This is a genomic window from Streptococcus sp. 68 (assembly GCF_013277415.1).
Taxonomy (GTDB): domain Bacteria; phylum Bacillota; class Bacilli; order Lactobacillales; family Streptococcaceae; genus Streptococcus.
The window spans coordinates 324,125-341,406 of record NZ_VMMX01000005.1 but is presented as its reverse complement, the minus strand read 5'-3'; the positions used below and the strand labels follow the sequence as shown (position 1 = coordinate 341,406).

At 39.1% G+C, this 17,282-nt stretch carries 12 protein-coding genes and 8 tRNA genes; 18 read left to right on the top strand and 2 right to left on the bottom strand.

Annotated elements, in window-relative coordinates; translation table 11 throughout:
* The first annotated feature begins 19 nt into the window (after positions 1 to 19).
* From HT720_RS04045 to HT720_RS04010, 8 genes are all read left to right on the top strand, one after another.
* Positions 20 to 93 (top strand) — tRNA-Met (locus HT720_RS04045).
* A 13-nt stretch (positions 94 to 106) separates the two neighbouring features.
* Positions 107 to 180: transfer RNA gene (locus HT720_RS04040), tRNA-Ile, on the top strand.
* Positions 181 to 190: 10 nt separating this feature from the next.
* Positions 191 to 280: transfer RNA gene (locus HT720_RS04035), tRNA-Ser, on the top strand.
* Between the two features lie 10 nt (positions 281 to 290).
* Positions 291 to 364: transfer RNA gene (locus HT720_RS04030), tRNA-Met, on the top strand.
* 3 nt (positions 365 to 367) lie between these two features.
* Positions 368 to 440: transfer RNA gene (locus HT720_RS04025), tRNA-Phe, on the top strand.
* A gap of 19 nt (positions 441 to 459) precedes the next feature.
* A tRNA-Gly gene (locus HT720_RS04020) sits at positions 460 to 530 on the top strand.
* A 34-nt stretch (positions 531 to 564) separates the two neighbouring features.
* Positions 565 to 638: transfer RNA gene (locus HT720_RS04015), tRNA-Ile, on the top strand.
* Positions 639 to 644: 6 nt separating this feature from the next.
* Positions 645 to 732 (top strand) — tRNA-Ser (locus tag HT720_RS04010).
* A 125-nt stretch (positions 733 to 857) separates the two neighbouring features.
* Here the strand turns inward: HT720_RS04010 and birA are convergent.
* Together birA and HT720_RS04000 are read right to left on the bottom strand one after the other, a co-directional pair.
* Positions 858 to 1,793 carry a bifunctional biotin--[acetyl-CoA-carboxylase] ligase/biotin operon repressor BirA gene (birA, locus tag HT720_RS04005; RefSeq protein WP_173274786.1) on the bottom strand — a complete coding sequence of 312 codons (936 nt, stop codon included), beginning with the start codon at positions 1,791 to 1,793 and terminating at the stop codon, positions 858 to 860.
* Positions 1,790 to 2,650 carry an AraC family ligand binding domain-containing protein gene (locus HT720_RS04000; RefSeq protein ID WP_173274785.1) on the bottom strand — a complete coding sequence of 287 codons (861 nt, stop codon included), beginning with the start codon at positions 2,648 to 2,650 and terminating at the stop codon, positions 1,790 to 1,792. Before HT720_RS04000 ends, birA begins: the two co-directional genes overlap by 4 nt.
* Positions 2,651 to 2,757: 107 nt before the next feature.
* Between HT720_RS04000 and HT720_RS03995 the strand changes: the two genes are divergently transcribed.
* The 10 genes from HT720_RS03995 to HT720_RS03950 all read left to right on the top strand — a co-directional run bounded on the left by HT720_RS03995 (position 2,758) and on the right by HT720_RS03950 (position 17,272).
* Complete coding sequence (locus HT720_RS03995; protein WP_173274784.1) at positions 2,758 to 4,920, top strand: alpha-galactosidase; 2,163 nt, start codon at positions 2,758 to 2,760, stop codon at positions 4,918 to 4,920.
* A gap of 34 nt (positions 4,921 to 4,954) precedes the next feature.
* Positions 4,955 to 6,214 (top strand): extracellular solute-binding protein, encoded by a 1,260-nt coding sequence (locus tag HT720_RS03990; protein WP_173274783.1) that lies wholly within the window; start codon positions 4,955 to 4,957, stop codon positions 6,212 to 6,214.
* A 13-nt stretch (positions 6,215 to 6,227) separates the two neighbouring features.
* Complete coding sequence (locus HT720_RS03985) at positions 6,228 to 7,094, top strand: sugar ABC transporter permease (RefSeq protein WP_173274782.1); 867 nt, start codon at positions 6,228 to 6,230, stop codon at positions 7,092 to 7,094.
* Positions 7,095 to 7,107: 13 nt separating this feature from the next.
* Positions 7,108 to 7,941 carry a carbohydrate ABC transporter permease gene (locus tag HT720_RS03980; RefSeq protein WP_173274781.1) on the top strand — a complete coding sequence of 278 codons (834 nt, stop codon included), beginning with the start codon at positions 7,108 to 7,110 and terminating at the stop codon, positions 7,939 to 7,941.
* A 310-nt stretch (positions 7,942 to 8,251) separates the two neighbouring features.
* Positions 8,252 to 9,694: a sucrose phosphorylase gene (gtfA, locus tag HT720_RS03975; protein WP_173274780.1), complete on the top strand. Its 1,443-nt coding sequence runs from the start codon at positions 8,252 to 8,254 to the stop codon at positions 9,692 to 9,694.
* Positions 9,695 to 9,831: 137 nt separating this feature from the next.
* Positions 9,832 to 11,025 (top strand): O-antigen ligase, encoded by a 1,194-nt coding sequence (locus HT720_RS03970; protein WP_173274779.1) that lies wholly within the window; start codon positions 9,832 to 9,834, stop codon positions 11,023 to 11,025.
* Positions 11,026 to 11,718: 693 nt separating this feature from the next.
* Complete coding sequence (locus HT720_RS03965; RefSeq protein WP_173274778.1) at positions 11,719 to 13,707, top strand: peptide ABC transporter substrate-binding protein; 1,989 nt, start codon at positions 11,719 to 11,721, stop codon at positions 13,705 to 13,707.
* Between the two features lie 66 nt (positions 13,708 to 13,773).
* Positions 13,774 to 15,270 carry an ABC transporter permease gene (locus HT720_RS03960; RefSeq protein ID WP_173274777.1) on the top strand — a complete coding sequence of 499 codons (1,497 nt, stop codon included), beginning with the start codon at positions 13,774 to 13,776 and terminating at the stop codon, positions 15,268 to 15,270.
* A complete protein-coding gene (oppC, locus tag HT720_RS03955; RefSeq protein WP_000103703.1) occupies positions 15,270 to 16,196 on the top strand; it encodes an oligopeptide ABC transporter permease OppC in 927 nt (308 codons plus the stop codon). The genes HT720_RS03960 and oppC overlap by 1 nt, the downstream gene beginning before the upstream one ends.
* A gap of 8 nt (positions 16,197 to 16,204) precedes the next feature.
* The gene (locus HT720_RS03950; RefSeq protein WP_173274776.1) at positions 16,205 to 17,272 is read left to right on the top strand and encodes an ABC transporter ATP-binding protein; all 1,068 of its coding nucleotides are present in this window, start codon (positions 16,205 to 16,207) and stop codon (positions 17,270 to 17,272) included.
* Positions 17,273 to 17,282: the final 10 nt, after the last annotated feature.

The window sequence follows — 17,282 nt, the reverse complement described above, 5'->3', positions numbered from 1 at the left end:
TCCTGTCTTCCCGATACATGGCGGTGTAGCTCAGCTGGCTAGAGCGTCCGGTTCATACCCGGGAGGTCGGGGGTTCGATCCCCTTCGCCGCTATAATGATCTTGTCGGACCTTTAGCTCAGCTGGTTAGAGCTCTCGGCTCATAACCGAGTGGTCGTAGGTTCAAGTCCTACAAGGTCCATTTGAATATTGGAGGATTACCCAAGTCCGGCTGAAGGGAACGGTCTTGAAAACCGTCAGGCGTGTAAAAGCGTGCGTGGGTTCGAATCCCACATCCTCCTTTTATATTAACGCGGGATGGAGCAGCTCGGTAGCTCGTCGGGCTCATAACCCGAAGGTCGTAGGTTCAAATCCTGCTCCCGCAATAAGGCTCGGTAGCTCAGTTGGTAGAGCAATGGATTGAAGCTCCATGTGTCGGCGGTTCGATTCCGTCTCGCGCCATTTTATTGATAGTATTTATGCGGGTGTAGTTTAGTGGTAAAACTACAGCCTTCCAAGCTGTTGTCGCGAGTTCGATTCTCGTCACCCGCTTTGAACTTTGTTCAAATTACCAAGTTTTTAACTTGGGCGCGTAGCTCAGGTGGTTAGAGCGCACGCCTGATAAGCGTGAGGTCGGTGGTTCGAGTCCACTCGTGCCCATTAATTGGAGAATTACTCAAGAGGCTGAAGAGGACGGTTTGCTAAATCGTTAGGTCGGGTAACTGGCGCAAGGGTTCGAATCCCTTATTCTCCGTTTTATTGAGAGTTTGTAACTCTCTTTTTTACTTTTAGAGACAATAAAACTTCAGATCTGTAAAACTTAATTGAATTACTAATCTGAAGTTATTTTTATATCGTTTATATTATAATTGTGTTATTTTACTTCCAACTATTGAGAGAAATTTCTCCGCTATTGAGCCAGATTTCTTTTCCATTATCACATTGAATTAAAAGTTTTCCATTTTCTGAGATGTCTTTAGCAAGTCCCTTGTAGTCTTTTTGCTCTAGTGTGAAAGTGACTTCTTTTCCTAGAACGAATGACTGTTTTTTATATAGGTATAATAACTCCTCTGCTGGTGTTTCGAAGAAAGCACGCCATATTTCGATAATTAATTCATTTCTTGTTATAGGTGCTGATGTTTTAAATAAGCTAGCAGCTTTTTCTTTTAATTCTTGTGGAAAATCATTGATAGTGAAGTTGATTCCTACTCCAATAATAATATCTGTGACTAAGCCTGTTTCTACAGATGTCATTGCTTCAGTGAGAATTCCTCCAATTTTATGATTGTTTAGATAGATATCATTGACCCATTTTATGTCGACATCTATTAAAGTTAGGTTCTTAATGGCTTTGTAGATAGCTCCAGCTACAAGTAGTGTGTAGGATGGTAATTTGTCGTAAGGAAGATTTGGTTTAAGATGGAGTGTCATATAAATGCCACCTTGTGGGGAGTAGAAGGAGCGTTGAAAACGGCCTCGCCCTGCTGTTTGATAGGAAGCTAGATAGAGGGTGTTTGCTTCATGGCCTAAATCAATTGCTTCTTTTGCATCTAGTTGTGTTGATTTTGTTTCGGGTTTAAAGCTGACTTTAATTGGAAGATTTTCTTCTAGAATCTCTGGAAGAATAAGGTCACCATTCATCAGTTTATATCCTTTGTTTTTGATACTATCAATTTCAATGCCTTCTTGTTCTAGCCGCTTGATGGCTTTCCAAATCGATGTTCGACTGAGGGATAGTTCTTCTGCGATTTTTTCTCCGCTGATATAATCGGTTTCTTTTGCTAGAATTTGGTAGACGGCTTGGTAGGATTTCATAGTGTTTCCTTTCTCACTAGTTGGTGTTGGGAATATTCTTTTCTTGTATGACTTGGGGTCTGATTAAAGTATTGTTTATAAGCTTTCGAAAAATGGAGTGGATCTGAAAAACCTACTGAGTATGCAATTACCTTGATAGACTCTTGGGTATTTTCGAGAAGTTGTTTAGCTCGGTGCATTCGAACGTAGAGTAGGTATTCTTTGGGTGATAAGGTGTTAAATTCTTTGAATACGCTTGATAAGTAGCTTCTGTGAACGGATAGTTCTTTTGCTAAATCTTGAATTGTAAGTGATTGAGGATAGTGGCTATCAATTAATCGTTTGCATTCAAGATAGAGTTGGTAGGTTGATGAAATATTCTTTTTTTTCTGATTGGGAGCAATAGTTCCCAGATGAAACATCAGTTCATGGAGTTGTCCCATGATATGGAGTTGAGCTAATTCATTGGATTTTGTAATCTGAGCGAAGCGAACAATGTCTGAGATGAGTTTTGCAGTAGTCTGGGTATGACAAGTTTCAGATTGGATGAGATAGGCTTGGTCAAAAATTTGAGAAAGAGCAAAATAATCAGGAGCTTTCCCTCCAGTGATTCCTAACCAGTAGTAGGACCAAGGTTCTTTACTATCTGCTTGATAAAAGGTTAGTTCCTCTGGTTTTAATAGAAAGAAATCTCCTTCTTTTAAATCAACAATTTTACCCTTGTAATGAAATGTTCCTTGTCCTTTACTAATGTAATGTAGAACGTATGTATCACGAATGGCTGGACCAAAGGAGTAATTAGGTGTGCATTCCTCATATCCATAAAAGCTTAGGGAAAGGTCGATTGTTCCAGTTTGGTATTCTGAAAAAACTAGCATGTGCTACCTCCTACCTAACATTTTACCATATTCTAGAGACATTTTTCTATTTTAGAAAGCGATTTCAGATGATAAAATAGAGTCAATAAAGTGATGAGGTGAAGTAAATGGGAGTTAGGATAGAGAATAATCTATTTTATGTTGAGAGTAAAAATCTAAGTTTGATTATTGAAAATCGAAATGGGTACCTACTTTTGAAACATTTAGGAAAGACTATTAAGAACTATAAAGGTTCCAATAGTGTTTATGAACGAGATCATGCCTTTTCAGGAAATCCAACAGCTACTAATCGAACCTTTAGCTTAGATACTCAACGTCAAATTTTTGGACAACATGGTTTAGGAGATTTTAGGAAACCAACCATACAGATTCAGCATAGTGTAACTGAAGTAACAGACTTTCGATTTGTAGAAGCAAAGATTTTAAAAGATCAGAATGGTCCACAGGGCTTACCTTCTCCACATAGCATGGACGATACAGAGACTCTTGTCTTAATGTTAGAAGATTCTAAGGCTCAACTTAGTCTGAATTTGTATTATACTGCTTTTAATAATGATTCGACAATTGCTAGCTACAGTAAATTAGAGAATAATAGTAATCAGGAAGTTGTCATTCATAAAGACTTTTCTTTTATGGCTGATTTTCCAGCGGCAGCTTACGAAATAGTAACTCTGCAGGGTGCTTATGCTCGTGAAAAGACTGTTCGACGTCAACAGGTAGAACAAGGAATCTTTTCGATTAGTTCAAACCGTGGGGCTTCTGGACATGCTCAAACACCAGCTCTTCTACTATGTGATCAAGGGGTCACAGAGGATGCTGGAAATGTGTTTGCTATTCAACTAATGTATAGTGGCAACTTTGAAGCTTTTGTTGAAAAGAATCAATTGAATGAAGTTCGGCTGGCTATTGGGATTAATCCGGAAAACTTTTCTTGGAAGTTAGACCCTGAGGAATACTTTGAAACACCGGTAGCTTTAGTGACCTATTCAGATGAGGGATTAACTGGTGTTAGTCATGAAAGTCAGAATTTTGTACTGAAGCACATTATGCCAAGTAAATTTTCTAAAAAAGAACGTCCAATTCTAATCAATAACTGGGAAGCTACTTACTTTGACTTTCAGAGAGAAAAGCTGTTAGAGCTAGCTGATGAAGCTAAGAAAGTTGGAATTGAGCTTTTTGTATTAGATGATGGTTGGTTTGGCAATCGTTTTGATGATAATCGTGCTTTAGGTGATTGGGTTGTTAATGAGAAAAAACTGGGTGGAAGTCTTGAAAGTCTGATTTCAGCTATCCACGACAGAGGTTTGCAGTTTGGGCTTTGGTTAGAACCTGAGATGATTTCTGTAGATAGTGATTTGTATCGTAAACATCCTGACTGGGCTATTCAGGTTCCTGGCTATGATCATACCTATTCTCGGAATCAATTAGTACTTAATCTTGCCAATCCTCAGGTAGTAGAATACTTGAAAAATATCTTAGATCAACTCCTATCTTATCATGAGATTGATTACATTAAATGGGATATGAATCGTAATATGACTAAGCTAGGGAATGGATCGAACTATCTAGAGACAAAGATGCAATCTCATCAGTACATGCTGGGGCTTTACGAACTCGTTTTTTATCTGACAGAGAAGCACAGGCATATTCTCTTTGAGTCCTGCTCTGGTGGTGGTGGACGAAATGATCTTGGTATGATGCGTTATTTCCCACAAGTCTGGGCTAGTGATAATACTGATGCTATTGCACGTTTGCCAATTCAATACGGTTCATCCTATCTCTATCCAACCATTTCTATGGGGGCTCATGTGTCAGCAGTACCGAATCATCAGATGGGACGAATGACACCATTAGAAACACGTGGACATGTAGCAATGATGGGAAATTTGGGATATGAGCTTGATTTGACAAGTTTATCAGATGAAGAGAAAGATGAGATTGCTAATCAGGTGAACTTGTATAAAGAATTACGACCAGTAGTTCAGTTAGGACAACAGTATAGGTTAATCAATCCCGAGTCTGCATTCAATGAAGCAGCTGTACAATTTAACTACGGAAATCAAACGATTGTAACCTACGTTCGCGTTTTGTCAGTTGTAGAGACCATGGAAACAACTTTAAAATTAAAAGATTTGGATGAAGAGGGACTGTATGAATTACAGGAAAATGGAGTAGTTTACTCAGGTGCAGAACTCATGTATGCAGGTTTAACTGTTATCTTATCCCAAGGAGATTTTTTGAGTAGACAGTATATTTTTAGAAGACTATAATAAAGGTGTATAAATTTATAAAGGAGGCTTTCTAATGGAATGGTATAAAAAAATCGGACTTCTTGCAACTACAGGTTTAGCTTTGTTTGGGCTCGGCGCTTGCTCCAACTATGGTAAATCTGCGGATGGCACAGTGACCATCGAGTATTTCAACCAGAAAAAAGAAATGACCAAAACCTTGGAAGAAATCACTCGTGATTTTGAGAAGGAAAACCCTAAGATCAAGGTCAAAGTCGTCAATGTACCAAATGCTGGTGAAGTATTGAAGACACGCGTTCTCGCAGGAGATGTGCCTGATGTGGTCAATATTTACCCACAGTCCATCGAACTGCAAGAATGGGCAAAAGCAGGTGTTTTTGAAGATTTGAGCAACAAAGACTACCTGAAACGCGTGAAAAATGGCTACGCCGAAAAATATGCTGTAAACGAAAAAGTTTACAACGTTCCTTTTACAGCTAATGCTTATGGAATTTACTACAACAAAGATAAATTCGAAGAGCTGGGCTTGAAGGTTCCTGAAACCTGGGATGAATTTGAACAGTTAGTCAAAGACATCGTTACTAAAGGACAAACACCATTTGGAATTGCAGGTGCAGATGCTTGGACACTCAATGGTTACAATCAATTAGCCTTTGCGACAGCCACAGGTGGAGGAAAAGAAGCCAATCAATACCTTCGTTATTCTCAACCAAATGCCATTAAATTGTCGGATTCGATTATGAAAGATGACATCAAGGTCATGGACATCCTTCGCATCAATGGCTCTAAGCAAAAGAACTGGGAAGGTGCTGGCTATACCGATGTTATCGGAGCCTTCGCACGTGGGGATGTCCTCATGACACCAAATGGGTCTTGGGCGATCACAGCGATTAATGAACAAAAACCGAACTTTAAGATTGGGACCTTCATGATTCCAGGAAAAGAAAAAGGACAAAGCTTAACCGTTGGTGCGGGAGACTTGGCATGGTCTATCTCAGCCACCACCAAACATCCAAAAGAAGCCAATGCCTTTGTGGAATATATGACCCGTCCAGAAGTCATGCAAAAATACTACGATGTGGACGGATCTCCAACAGCGATTGAAGGGGTCAAACAAGCAGGAGAAGATTCACCGCTTGCTGGTATGACCGAATATGCCTTTACGGATCGTCACTTGGTCTGGTTGCAACAATACTGGACCAGTGAAGCAGACTTCCATACCTTGACCATGAACTATGTCTTGACCGGTGATAAACAAGGCATGGTCAATGATTTGAATGCCTTCTTTAACCCGATGAAAGCGGATGTGGATTAGGAGTAGAGAGACTATGAAAAAAGTATTACAAAAATATTGGGCATGGGCTTTTGTGGTCATTCCCCTCTTGTTACAAGCAATTTTCTTCTATGTGCCGATGTTTCAAGGAGCCTTTTACAGTTTTACTAACTGGACAGGATTGACTTATAACTACAAATTTGTCGGCTTAAACAACTTTAAGCTCCTCTTCATGGATCCAAAATTCATGAATGCGATTGGCTTTACCGCAATCATTACGATTGCCATGGTGGTTGGTGAGATTGCACTCGGGATCTTCATTGCGCGTGTCTTGAACTCTAAAATCAAAGCCCAAACCTTCTTCCGTGCTTGGTTCTTCTTCCCAGCTGTTTTGTCTGGTTTGACAGTGGCTTTGATCTTCAAGCAAGTCTTCAACTACGGTCTTCCAGCGATTGGGCATGCCCTTCATATTGAATTTCTCCAAACCAGTCTTTTAGGGACTAAGTGGGGAGCGATCTTTGCGGCTGTCTTTGTCCTTCTTTGGCAAGGGGTGGCTATGCCCATCATCATCTTCCTAGCTGGTTTGCAATCTATTCCAACTGAGATTACAGAGGCAGCAAGGATTGATGGCGCGACTAGCAAGCAAGTTTTCTGGAACATTGAATTGCCTTACTTGCTACCAAGTGTCTCTATGGTCTTTATCCTATCCCTAAAAGGTGGGCTGACTGCTTTTGACCAAGTCTTTGCCATGACCGGTGGTGGTCCAAACAATGCCACAACCTCACTTGGGCTTTTGGTTTATAACTATGCCTTTAAAAACAACCAATTCGGTTATGCCAATGCCATTGCCGTAATCTTGTTCTTCTTAATTGTAGTGATTTCGATCATCCAATTGAGAGTATCTAAGAAATTTGAAATTTAAGAGGAGAAGCATGATGAAACAAAATGAAAGAAAAGACCTGATTGGCAAATACATTCTATTGATTCTAGGATCGGTTCTGATTTTAGTGCCGCTCCTTGCTACTCTCTTTAGTTCTTTCAAACCCACTAAGGATATTGTAGACAATTTCTTTGGCTTTCCAACCAACTTCATATGGGACAACTTTAGCCGTCTCTTAGCTGATGGGATCGGAGGCTATTATTGGAACTCTGTCGTCATCACTGTCTTGTCTTTACTTGCAGTAATGATCTTTATTCCTATGGCAGCCTACTCCATCGCTCGCAATATGAGTAAAAGAAAAGCCTTTACCATCATGTATACCCTCTTAATCCTCGGAATCTTCGTACCTTTCCAAGTCATCATGATTCCGATTACGGTTATGATGAGTAAACTCGGTTTGGCTAATACCTTTGGTTTGATCTTGCTCTACTTGACCTATGCGATTCCACAGACCCTCTTTCTCTATGTTGGCTATATCAAAATCTCGATCCCAGAAAGTCTGGATGAAGCAGCAGAGATCGATGGGGCTAATAAATTTACAACCTATTTCCGCATCATCTTCCCAATGATGAAACCGATGCATGCGACAACCATGATCATCAATGCCCTTTGGTTCTGGAATGACTTCATGTTGCCACTCCTTGTCTTGAACCGGGATTCCAAAATGTGGACTCTGCCTTTGTTCCAATACAACTACGCAGGCCAATATTTCAACGACTACGGACCAAGCTTTGCCTCATACGTTGTCGGCATTATCAGTATCACCATTGTCTATCTCTTCTTCCAAAAACATATCATTTCAGGAATGAGCAACGGAGCAGTGAAGTAAGAAGAGACTAGAGAAGCTATGATTCCTGATACAGAGGAAGGGTTCAGCTAGTTGACAATTTTATGTGAAAACAAGAAAGTAGTACTTAGTTTATTGAAGTCTATATTTAGTACGAGTTTGATGATAAACAGAGATTTAATACTCAATGAAAATCAAAGAGCAAACTAGGAAGCTAGCCGCAGGCTATACTTGAGTACGGTAAGGCGACGCTGACGTGGTTTGAAGAGATTTTCGAAGAGTATAACATGAATTTGATTTACGAAGCCAAGTCATATGAGACTTGGCTTCAATTAGAAAAAGGAGAGTAATGATGCCAATTCAAAATAAAACCATGTTGATTACCTATTCTGATAGCCTTGGAAATAATCTTAAAGACTTATATGATAATTTGGAAGAGCATTTTGGAGATGCTATTGGAGGAGTTCACCTTTTACCATTTTTCCCATCAACAGGTGATCGTGGATTTGCGCCAGTTGACTACGACGAAGTGGACTCAGCTTTTGGTGATTGGGAGGATGTTAAGCGTTTAGGTGAGAAATATTATCTTATGTTTGATTTTATGATTAATCATATTTCTCGTCAATCCAAGTATTATAAGGACTATCAAGAAAAACATGAAGCCAGTGAATTTAAAGATCTCTTTTTAAACTGGGATAAGTTTTGGCCAGAAAACCGTCCGATACAGTCTGATGTAGATTTAATTTACAAGCGTAAGGATCGTGCACCAAAGCAAGAGATTGTGTTTGAAGATGGTTCAGTGGAACATTTGTGGAATACCTTTGGTGAGGAGCAGATTGATCTTGATGTGACCAAAGAAGTAACTATGGAATTTATCCGTAAGACCATTCAGCACTTGGCAAGTAATGGGTGTGATTTGATTCGTCTAGATGCCTTTGCTTATGCAGTGAAGAAATTGGATACTAATGATTTCTTTGTGGAACCAGATATTTGGGATTTATTGGACAAAGTTCGAGATATCGCTGCTGAGTATGGGACAGAGCTTTTACCTGAGATTCATGAACACTATTCGATTCAGTTTAAAATAGCAGACCATGATTACTATGTTTATGGTTTTGCTCTTCCAATGGTGACACTTTATACTCTTTATAGTTCCAGAACAGAGCGTTTGGCTAAGTGGTTAAAGATGAGCCCGATGAAGCAATTTACAACGCTAGATACCCATGATGGGATTGGAGTAGTAGATGTCAAGGATATCCTGACCGATGAGGAGATTGACTATGCTTCAAATGAACTCTATAAGGTTGGAGCTAATGTCAAACGTAAGTACTCCAGTGCCGAGTATAATAATTTAGATATCTACCAAATCAATTCAACCTACTATTCTGCGCTTGGAGATGATGATGTTAAGTATTTTCTCGCTCGTCTAATTCAAGCTTTTGCTCCAGGTATTCCTCAACTTTACTATGTAGGTCTATTAGCAAGCAAGAATGATTTGAAATTATTAGAAGAAACTAAAGAAGGTCGAAATATTAATCGTCATTACTATAGCAATGAGGAAATAGCAGAAGAAGTCCAACGTCCTGTAGTGAAGGCCCTTCTCAATCTATTTTCTTTCCGTAACCGTTCAGAAGCCTTTGAACTAGAAGGAACTATTGACGTTGAAACACCAACAGCCCACAGCATTGTAATCAAACGTCAAAATAAAGATAAGTCCGTAACAGCAGTAGCAGAAATTGATTTGCAAAATCAGACTTATCGGGTAATTGAGAATGGAGTTGAAGTAACATTTTGAAGCCTTGATATGGTTGATAAAATAGTTTTTTTATTTTAGTAAACGTTTCCCTTGTTTTCAAATTGCTAAAAAAGTGGTACAATATAGGATATCTTACTATTATCTGAATCAGCTGATTTGGAGAGAAAGGATTCATTTTGAAATCAATAGGCTTTATTGAAAAGCTGAGAGGGTTGTCTAGTAAAGAGCTGATTTTATTGGGAATTATCCTGAGTATCTTTTTACCCTTTTATCTTTTTGTAGTTGTATTCTGTTTATATATTATCAGTTTGATTTTTACAGGAGACATGAAAAGTATTCTTCAGAAAATGGGGGAGCATCCGATGCTGCTTCTTTTTCTTGGCTATAGTACTGTTATATCCATTCTTGCACAAAATTGGATGGGTCTTGTGGCTTCAGTAGGAATGTTTCTATTTACTGTTTTCTTTTTGCACTATCAGTCGATTTTATCACATAAATTCTTTCGATTGATTTTGCAGCTCGTCTTGTTTGGTAGCGTCTTGTCAGCTGCTTTTGCGAGTTTAGAACATTTCCAAATTGTGAAGAAATTCAACTATGCTTTTCTTTCACCCAATATGCAGGTGTGGCATCAGAATCGTGCAGAAGTGACCTTCTTTAATCCTAATTATTATGGAATTATTTGTTGTTTCTGTATCATGATTGCCTTCTATCTGTTTACAACGACCAAGTTGAATTGGTTGAAAGTATTCTGTGTGTTTGCAGGCTTTGTGAATCTCTTTGGATTGAACTTTACTCAAAATCGAACAGCCTTTCCTGCTATTATCGCTGGAGCCATTATCTATCTCTTTACGACCATTAAAAACTGGAAGGCCTTTTGGCTTAGTATTGGGGTCTTTGCGATTGGCTTGAGTTTCCTCTTTTCCAGTGATTTGGGAGTTCGGATGGGGACTTTAGACTCTTCTATGGAAGAACGCATTTCTATCTGGGATGCCGGGATGGCCTTGTTTAAGCAAAATCCTTTTTGGGGTGAGGGGCCATTGACCTACATGCACTCTTATCCTCGGATAAATGCTCCATATCATGAACATGCTCACAGTCTATATATCGATACGATTCTGAGTTACGGAATTGTGGGGACTATTTTATTAGTTTTGTCTTCTGTTGCTCCTGTTCGCTTGATGATGGATATGAGTCAGGAGTCGGGGAAACGTCCGATTATCGGTCTTTATCTGTCTTTCCTTACAGTGGTTGCTGTACACGGAATCTTTGACTTGGCCCTCTTTTGGATTCAGTCAGGTTTCATTTTCTTGCTAGTTATGTGCAGTATTCCATTGGAGCATCGAACTTTGGTATCGGACATGACGGATTAAGTCTTATAAGATTGAAATCTTCTACCTTGTGTAGGAGATTTTTTATATACACTGGGCATGTCGTGTATCTGAGGTGTAAGTCCTCTGTAGGGATCCACTATCGGTGAATACAATAGCTCTCCCCAAGCCTGACTATCGTGAGGTAGTGGATTAAAATGGTCTGGGGATAGATCGTTTTAAGTCTGACGCAGGAAATAAGAATTGTCAAAGGAAGGGATAGCGAAATCGTGGCACTACTAACAGGAACGTGATAGCAAGGCGTATATAGTGGATAAGGTAGCGAGAAATTTTAAAGTATAAAAGATAGTCTTAATCTATATGTGTAAATCACGAAAGTAATTGAATTCGGAATAAGGTTGGTGTGAAAAAGATATAGTAAACTGAATCTTGAATACTAGAATGATACTTCTACAATATTGTTATAATTTAGTTTGAATTCCAAAATCACATTGTTCAGTCTGTATTTCGCTTTACTATAGGTCTTCCTAAGCTCCAAAGTTTCTGCGTCAAATTTCCTATTTTCGCTGTAGCCTTTGATACTTCGAACGATAATTTGAATCATATATTCAGAAAAAATGAAAAATTTGTGTTAATAAGCCTAAATATTCTGAAAATTCGTTTACTTTTCTTGAAATATCTTAAAATATATGGTATAATCAATAATAACCTATACTTTATAAGAGGAGTAAATAAATGAAAAAAAGTCAAGTGCTTGCTGTAGCGGGAGCTACCTTATTAGCGTCAGGAGTTCTAGCTGCGTGTTCAAACACTAGTTCAAATAATGCTAAACTAGCAAAAGATTACCAATATGTTTATCAAACAGATCCAGAAACTTTGGATTATATCGTCAGCAATATCGACTCAACATCATTCGTCACAACAAATGCTGTAGATGGTTTGTTGGCTAATGATAAATATGGTAACCTGGTTCCTTCTATTGCTGAATCATGGACAGTTTCAAAAGATGGTTTGACTTATACCTATAAAATCCGTAAGGATGCTAAATGGGTGACAGCAGAGGGAGAAGAGTACGCTCCTGTCACTGCTAAAGACTTCGTTACTGGTTTGAAACACGCCGTAGATGGAAAATCAAAAGGACTTTCAATCGTTAGCTCTTCTATTAAGGGATTAGAAGCCTATATCAAGGGTGAAACAAGCGATTTTTCAACCGTTGGTGTAAAAGCACTTGATGATCAAACACTAGAATATACCTTGAACCAGCCAGAAACTTTCTGGAATGACAAGACCACTAGTGGTGTCATGATGCCGGTTAATGAAGAATTCTTAACTTCAAAAGGGGAAGGTTTTGGTGCCCCAACAGATGCTAACTCTATTCTTTATAACGGTCCATTTGTCTTAAAATCTGTAACTCCAAAATCATCTATCGAGATGGCTAAAAATGATGCTTACTGGGACAAAGAAAATGTAAAAATTGAGAACGTTAAGTTCACTTTCTGGGATGGTAAGGACCAAGATGTGATTGCCAAAGGTTTTGCCGATGGTCAATATAGCAAGGCGCGTATCTTCCCTACAAGTTCTACATATGAAAAATATGCAGCTGACTTCAAAGATAACATTTACTTTAATGAACCAGGTGCGGGTGTTGCAACTGTCAGCTTGAACTATGGCCGTACAACCTATAACCACACTGCCAAAACAAGTGATGCCCAAAAGACATCTACTCAGAAAGCATTGCTAAACAAGGAATTCCGTCAAGCCTTGAACTTTGCAGTCGATCGCAATTCTTACTCAGCTCAAACAAATGGTACTGATGGAGCTTCAGTAGCCATCCGTAATACGTTTGCACCTTATAATCTTCAAGTTGGTAAGAAGACATTTGGTGAATTGGTACAAGATAGCTTGGCTAAGACAAATTCTTCTACTTGGTCAAACGTGTCTCTAGCAGATTCTCAAAATGGACTTTACAATGAAGAAAAAGCTAAAGAAGTCTTTGCTAAAGCAAAATCAAGCCTACAAGCTGAAGGTGTTGAATTCCCAATCCACTTGGATGCCTTGGTTATCCAAGAATCAACAGCGGTTGTAAACCGTGTTCAATCATTGAAACAATCAATTGAAAAGGTATTGGGTTCAGATAATGTTGTTGTAGACTTACAACAAATGACTCAAGCAGAAGCTTTACCAATTTCATTTAGCGCTCCAACAGCTAAAGAACAAGACTGGGATATCCATACCTTGCTAGGATGGAACCCTGACTATCAAGATCCTTCTACTTTCTTGGATCAATTCGTCCTTAAGGGAGGAAGCACTCGCCTCTACCTTGGTATTGACCAAAACACAGATGCATCAGTAGTAAGCAAACTTGGTTTAGCTGACTATGGAAAATTACTTGATGACGCAAACAGCGAAAACCAAGATGTTCAAAAACGTTATGAAAAATACGCGGTGGCACAAGCTTGGTTGACTGATAATGCCTTGACAATTCCAGTAATGGCTTCTCCTAAAGAAACAGCCGTTTCATATGTTTCAAAAGTTCTACCATTTAGCTCTTCATATTCAGTAGCCGGCCTTAAAGGTGAAAATTCAGGATACTTGAAGTACACTGAAGTTGGTGAAAAAGCAATCACCAAAGAAGAGTATGAAAAAGCTCGTGAAAAATGGTTGAAAGAAAAGACTGAGTCAAACGAGAAAGCTCAAAAAGAATTGGCAAGTCATGTGAAATAAATAATTTTCAATAGAACTTTCTCTCCATGAGGAGAAGGTTCTTTTGGGATTTTTAAAGGAAATGATATGAAAAAATATATTTTTATGCGTGTTTTGCGGTCATTGGTTTCTATCTTCTTAGTAACAACCTTGACTTACACGATTATCTATACAATGGTTCCTCGAAAATTGATTTTCAAACAGGATACCAACTATAACAAGATTGCGACAACGGCTGATAAACGTGATAACTATGAAAATACTGTGTTTGAGCGTATGGGCTACATTGAGTATTACGATACTAAAGAGTTGCAAGAAAAGGCAAGTAGCATGGATTCTTCTGTAACAGTAGAGGCAAATGCGACCAATAAAGCTATTTATGAAAAGTACATCAATCAATTAGGTCATGGTTGGACTTTGGGAGAATTTACTGAAAGTGGTCAATTTTATGCTACTCGTGAAATTCCAATTTTTGAACGTGTTTTTCACTTCTATGCTAACTTGATTGACATTGACCATACAAATAAAATTCAAGATCCTGAAAATCCAGACTTGAAACGTTACCTTCGTTTCGAAAATGATCCAGCTATCGGATGGTCATTGGTCGGTTCAGGTACTAAACATAAATATCTCTTGTACTTCAACAGTCAGTTCCCATTTGTGCATCAAAATTTTGTGAATATCAATTTAGGTGACTCTTATCCAACCTATGCTAATACACCAGTTCTTCAGGTTATTACTCAAGGTCAAGGACAGACCAAAACTGCCCAAGTTCAGTTCCCAACAGGTAAGAAAACGTCTTCTGTAAATATTTACTCAAGAACCTACAAGTCACCTAGTCAGGCTGACTCTCGTGAAGTAGCTAGCTATGGGAAAGATGATCCTTATACAGCGACTGAAAGTAATTACCAATATCCATCTATGATTGTCAGCTCTGCTATTGCTGGTTTGATTGGTTTGGTGATTTCTTATGCGATTGCCGTGCCACTTGGTTCAGCCATGGCTCGTTTCAAGAACACTTGGATCGATAGCTTCTCAACAGGGGCTTTGACCTTCTTGATGGCGCTTCCAACAATCGCCCTTGTTTATATTGTTCGATTGATTGGTTCCTCAATTGGTTTACCAGATTCATTCCCTATCTTAGGGGCTGGAGATTGGCGTTCATATGTTTTACCAGCAGTTATTCTTGGTTTGTTGGGTGCTCCTGGTACAGCCATTTGGATTCGTCGTTACATGATTGACTTGCAATCACAAGACTTTGTTCGTTTTGCTCGTGCAAAAGGTTTGTCTGAAAAAGAAATTTCAAACAAACACATCTTTAAAAATGCCATGGTTCCGCTGGTTTCAGGAATTCCTGGTGCCGTTATTGGGGTTATCGGTGGTGCAACTCTTACTGAAACAGTCTTCGCCTTCCCAGGTATGGGTAAAATGTTGATTGACTCTGTAAAAGCATCTAATAACTCTATGGTCGTTGGTCTTGTCTTCATCTTTACATGTATTTCTATCTTCTCACTTCTTTTAGGAGATATTTGGATGACCATTATTGACCCACGTATTAAATTGACTGAGAAAGGAGGCAAATAATGTCTACAATCGATAAAGAAAAATTTCAGTTTGTAAAACGTGACGATTTTGCCTCTGAAACTATTGATGCGCCAGCATATTCTTACTGGAAATCAGTGTTTAGACAATTTATGAAGAAAAAATCAACTGTAGTCATGTTGGGAATCTTGGTAGCCATCATTTTGATGAGTTTCATCTACCCAATGTTTTCTAAGTTTGATTTCAATGATGTCAGCAAGGTAAACGACTTTAGTGCTCGTTATATCAAGCCAAATGCGGAGCATTGGTTCGGTACAGACAGTAATGGTAAATCTCTTTTTGACGGTGTCTGGTTTGGAGCACGTAACTCTATCCTCATTTCTGTGATTGCGACAGTGATTAACTTGGTTATCGGTGTCTTTGTCGGTGGTATTTGGGGTATTTCAAAATCAGTAGACCGTGTGATGATGGAAGTTTATAATGTCATCTCAAACATCCCATCTCTTTTGATTGTCATTGTCTTGACTTACTCAATCGGAGCTGGATTCTGGAATCTGATTTTTGCCATGAGTGTAACGACATGGATTGGGATTGCCTTCATGATTCGTGTGCAAATCTTGCGTTATCGTGATTTGGAATACAACTTGGCATCACGCACTTTGGGAACACCAACCTTGAAGATTGTTGCCAAAAACATTATGCCACAATTGGTATCTGTTATTGTGACAACCATGACTCAAATGCTTCCAAGCTTTATCTCATACGAAGCCTTCTTGTCTTTCTTCGGTCTTGGATTACCAATTACAGTGCCAAGTTTGGGTCGTTTGATTTCAGATTATTCACAAAACGTAACAACCAATGCTTACTTGTTCTGGATTCCATTGACAACTCTTGTCTTGGTATCCTTGTCCCTTTTCGTAGTTGGTCAAAACTTAGCGGATGCTAGTGATCCACGTACACATAGATAGGAGTAGAAATGACAAAAGAAAAAAATGTAATTTTGACTGCTCGCGATATTGTCGTGGAATTTGACGTTCGTGACAAAGTATTGACAGCCATTCGCGGCGTTTCCCTTGAACTAGTTGAAGGAGAAGTATTAGCCTTGGTAGGTGAGTCAGGATCAGGGAAATCTGTTTTGACAAAGACTTTCACAGGTATGCTTGAAGAAAATGGTCGCATTGCCCAAGGAAGTATTGACTACCGTGGTCAGGACTTGACATCCTTGTCTTCTCATAAAGATTGGGAACAAATTCGTGGTGCTAAGATTGCGACGATCTTCCAGGACCCAATGACTAGTTTGGACCCCATTAAAACAATTGGTAGTCAGATTACAGAAGTTATTGTAAAACACCAAGGAAAAACAGCTAAAGAAGCGAAAGAATTGGCGATTGACTACATGAATAAGGTTGGGATTCCAGACGCAGATAGACGTTTTGATGAATACCCATTCCAATATTCTGGAGGAATGCGTCAACGTATCGTTATTGCGATTGCCCTTGCCTGCCGACCTGATGTCTTAATCTGTGATGAGCCAACAACAGCCTTGGATGTGACCATCCAAGCACAGATTATTGATTTGCTCAAATCATTACAAAATGAGTATCATTTCACAACAATCTTTATCACTCACGACCTTGGTGTGGTAGCAAGTATTGCGGATAAGGTAGCGGTTATGTATGCAGGAGAAATCGTTGAATATGGAACGGTTGAGGAAGTCTTCTATGACCCTCGCCATCCATATACATGGAGTCTCTTGTCTAGCTTGCCTCAGCTTGCTGATGATAAAGGGGATCTTTACTCAATCCCAGGAACACCTCCGTCACTTTATACTGACCTGAAAGGGGATGCCTTTGCCTTGCGTTCAGACTATGCAATGCAGATTGACTTTGAACAAAAAGCTCCTCAATTCTCAGTATCAGAGACGCATTGGGCTAAAACTTGGCTTCTTCATGAGGATGCTCCAAAAGTAGAAAAACCAGCTGTGATTGCAAATCTCCACGATAAAATCCGTGAAAAAATGGGATTTGCCCATCTGGAAGACTAGGAGGAAGGAA

What these genes read in the sequence shown, in the direction of transcription:
- birA (WP_173274786.1), bottom strand. Translation starts at nt 1,793, where the DNA reads ATGAAATCCTACCAAGCCGTCTACCAAATTCTAGCAAAAGAAACCGAT.
- HT720_RS04000 (WP_173274785.1), bottom strand. Translation starts at nt 2,650, where the DNA reads ATGCTAGTTTTTTCAGAATACCAAACTGGAACAATCGACCTTTCCCTA.
- HT720_RS03995 (WP_173274784.1), top strand. Translation starts at nt 2,758, where the DNA reads ATGGGAGTTAGGATAGAGAATAATCTATTTTATGTTGAGAGTAAAAAT.
- HT720_RS03990 (WP_173274783.1), top strand. Translation starts at nt 4,955, where the DNA reads ATGGAATGGTATAAAAAAATCGGACTTCTTGCAACTACAGGTTTAGCT.
- HT720_RS03985 (WP_173274782.1), top strand. Translation starts at nt 6,228, where the DNA reads ATGAAAAAAGTATTACAAAAATATTGGGCATGGGCTTTTGTGGTCATT.
- HT720_RS03980 (WP_173274781.1), top strand. Translation starts at nt 7,108, where the DNA reads ATGAAACAAAATGAAAGAAAAGACCTGATTGGCAAATACATTCTATTG.
- gtfA (WP_173274780.1), top strand. Translation starts at nt 8,252, where the DNA reads ATGCCAATTCAAAATAAAACCATGTTGATTACCTATTCTGATAGCCTT.
- HT720_RS03965 (WP_173274778.1), top strand. Translation starts at nt 11,719, where the DNA reads ATGAAAAAAAGTCAAGTGCTTGCTGTAGCGGGAGCTACCTTATTAGCG.
- HT720_RS03960 (WP_173274777.1), top strand. Translation starts at nt 13,774, where the DNA reads ATGAAAAAATATATTTTTATGCGTGTTTTGCGGTCATTGGTTTCTATC.
- oppC (WP_000103703.1), top strand. Translation starts at nt 15,270, where the DNA reads ATGTCTACAATCGATAAAGAAAAATTTCAGTTTGTAAAACGTGACGAT.
- HT720_RS03950 (WP_173274776.1), top strand. Translation starts at nt 16,205, where the DNA reads ATGACAAAAGAAAAAAATGTAATTTTGACTGCTCGCGATATTGTCGTG.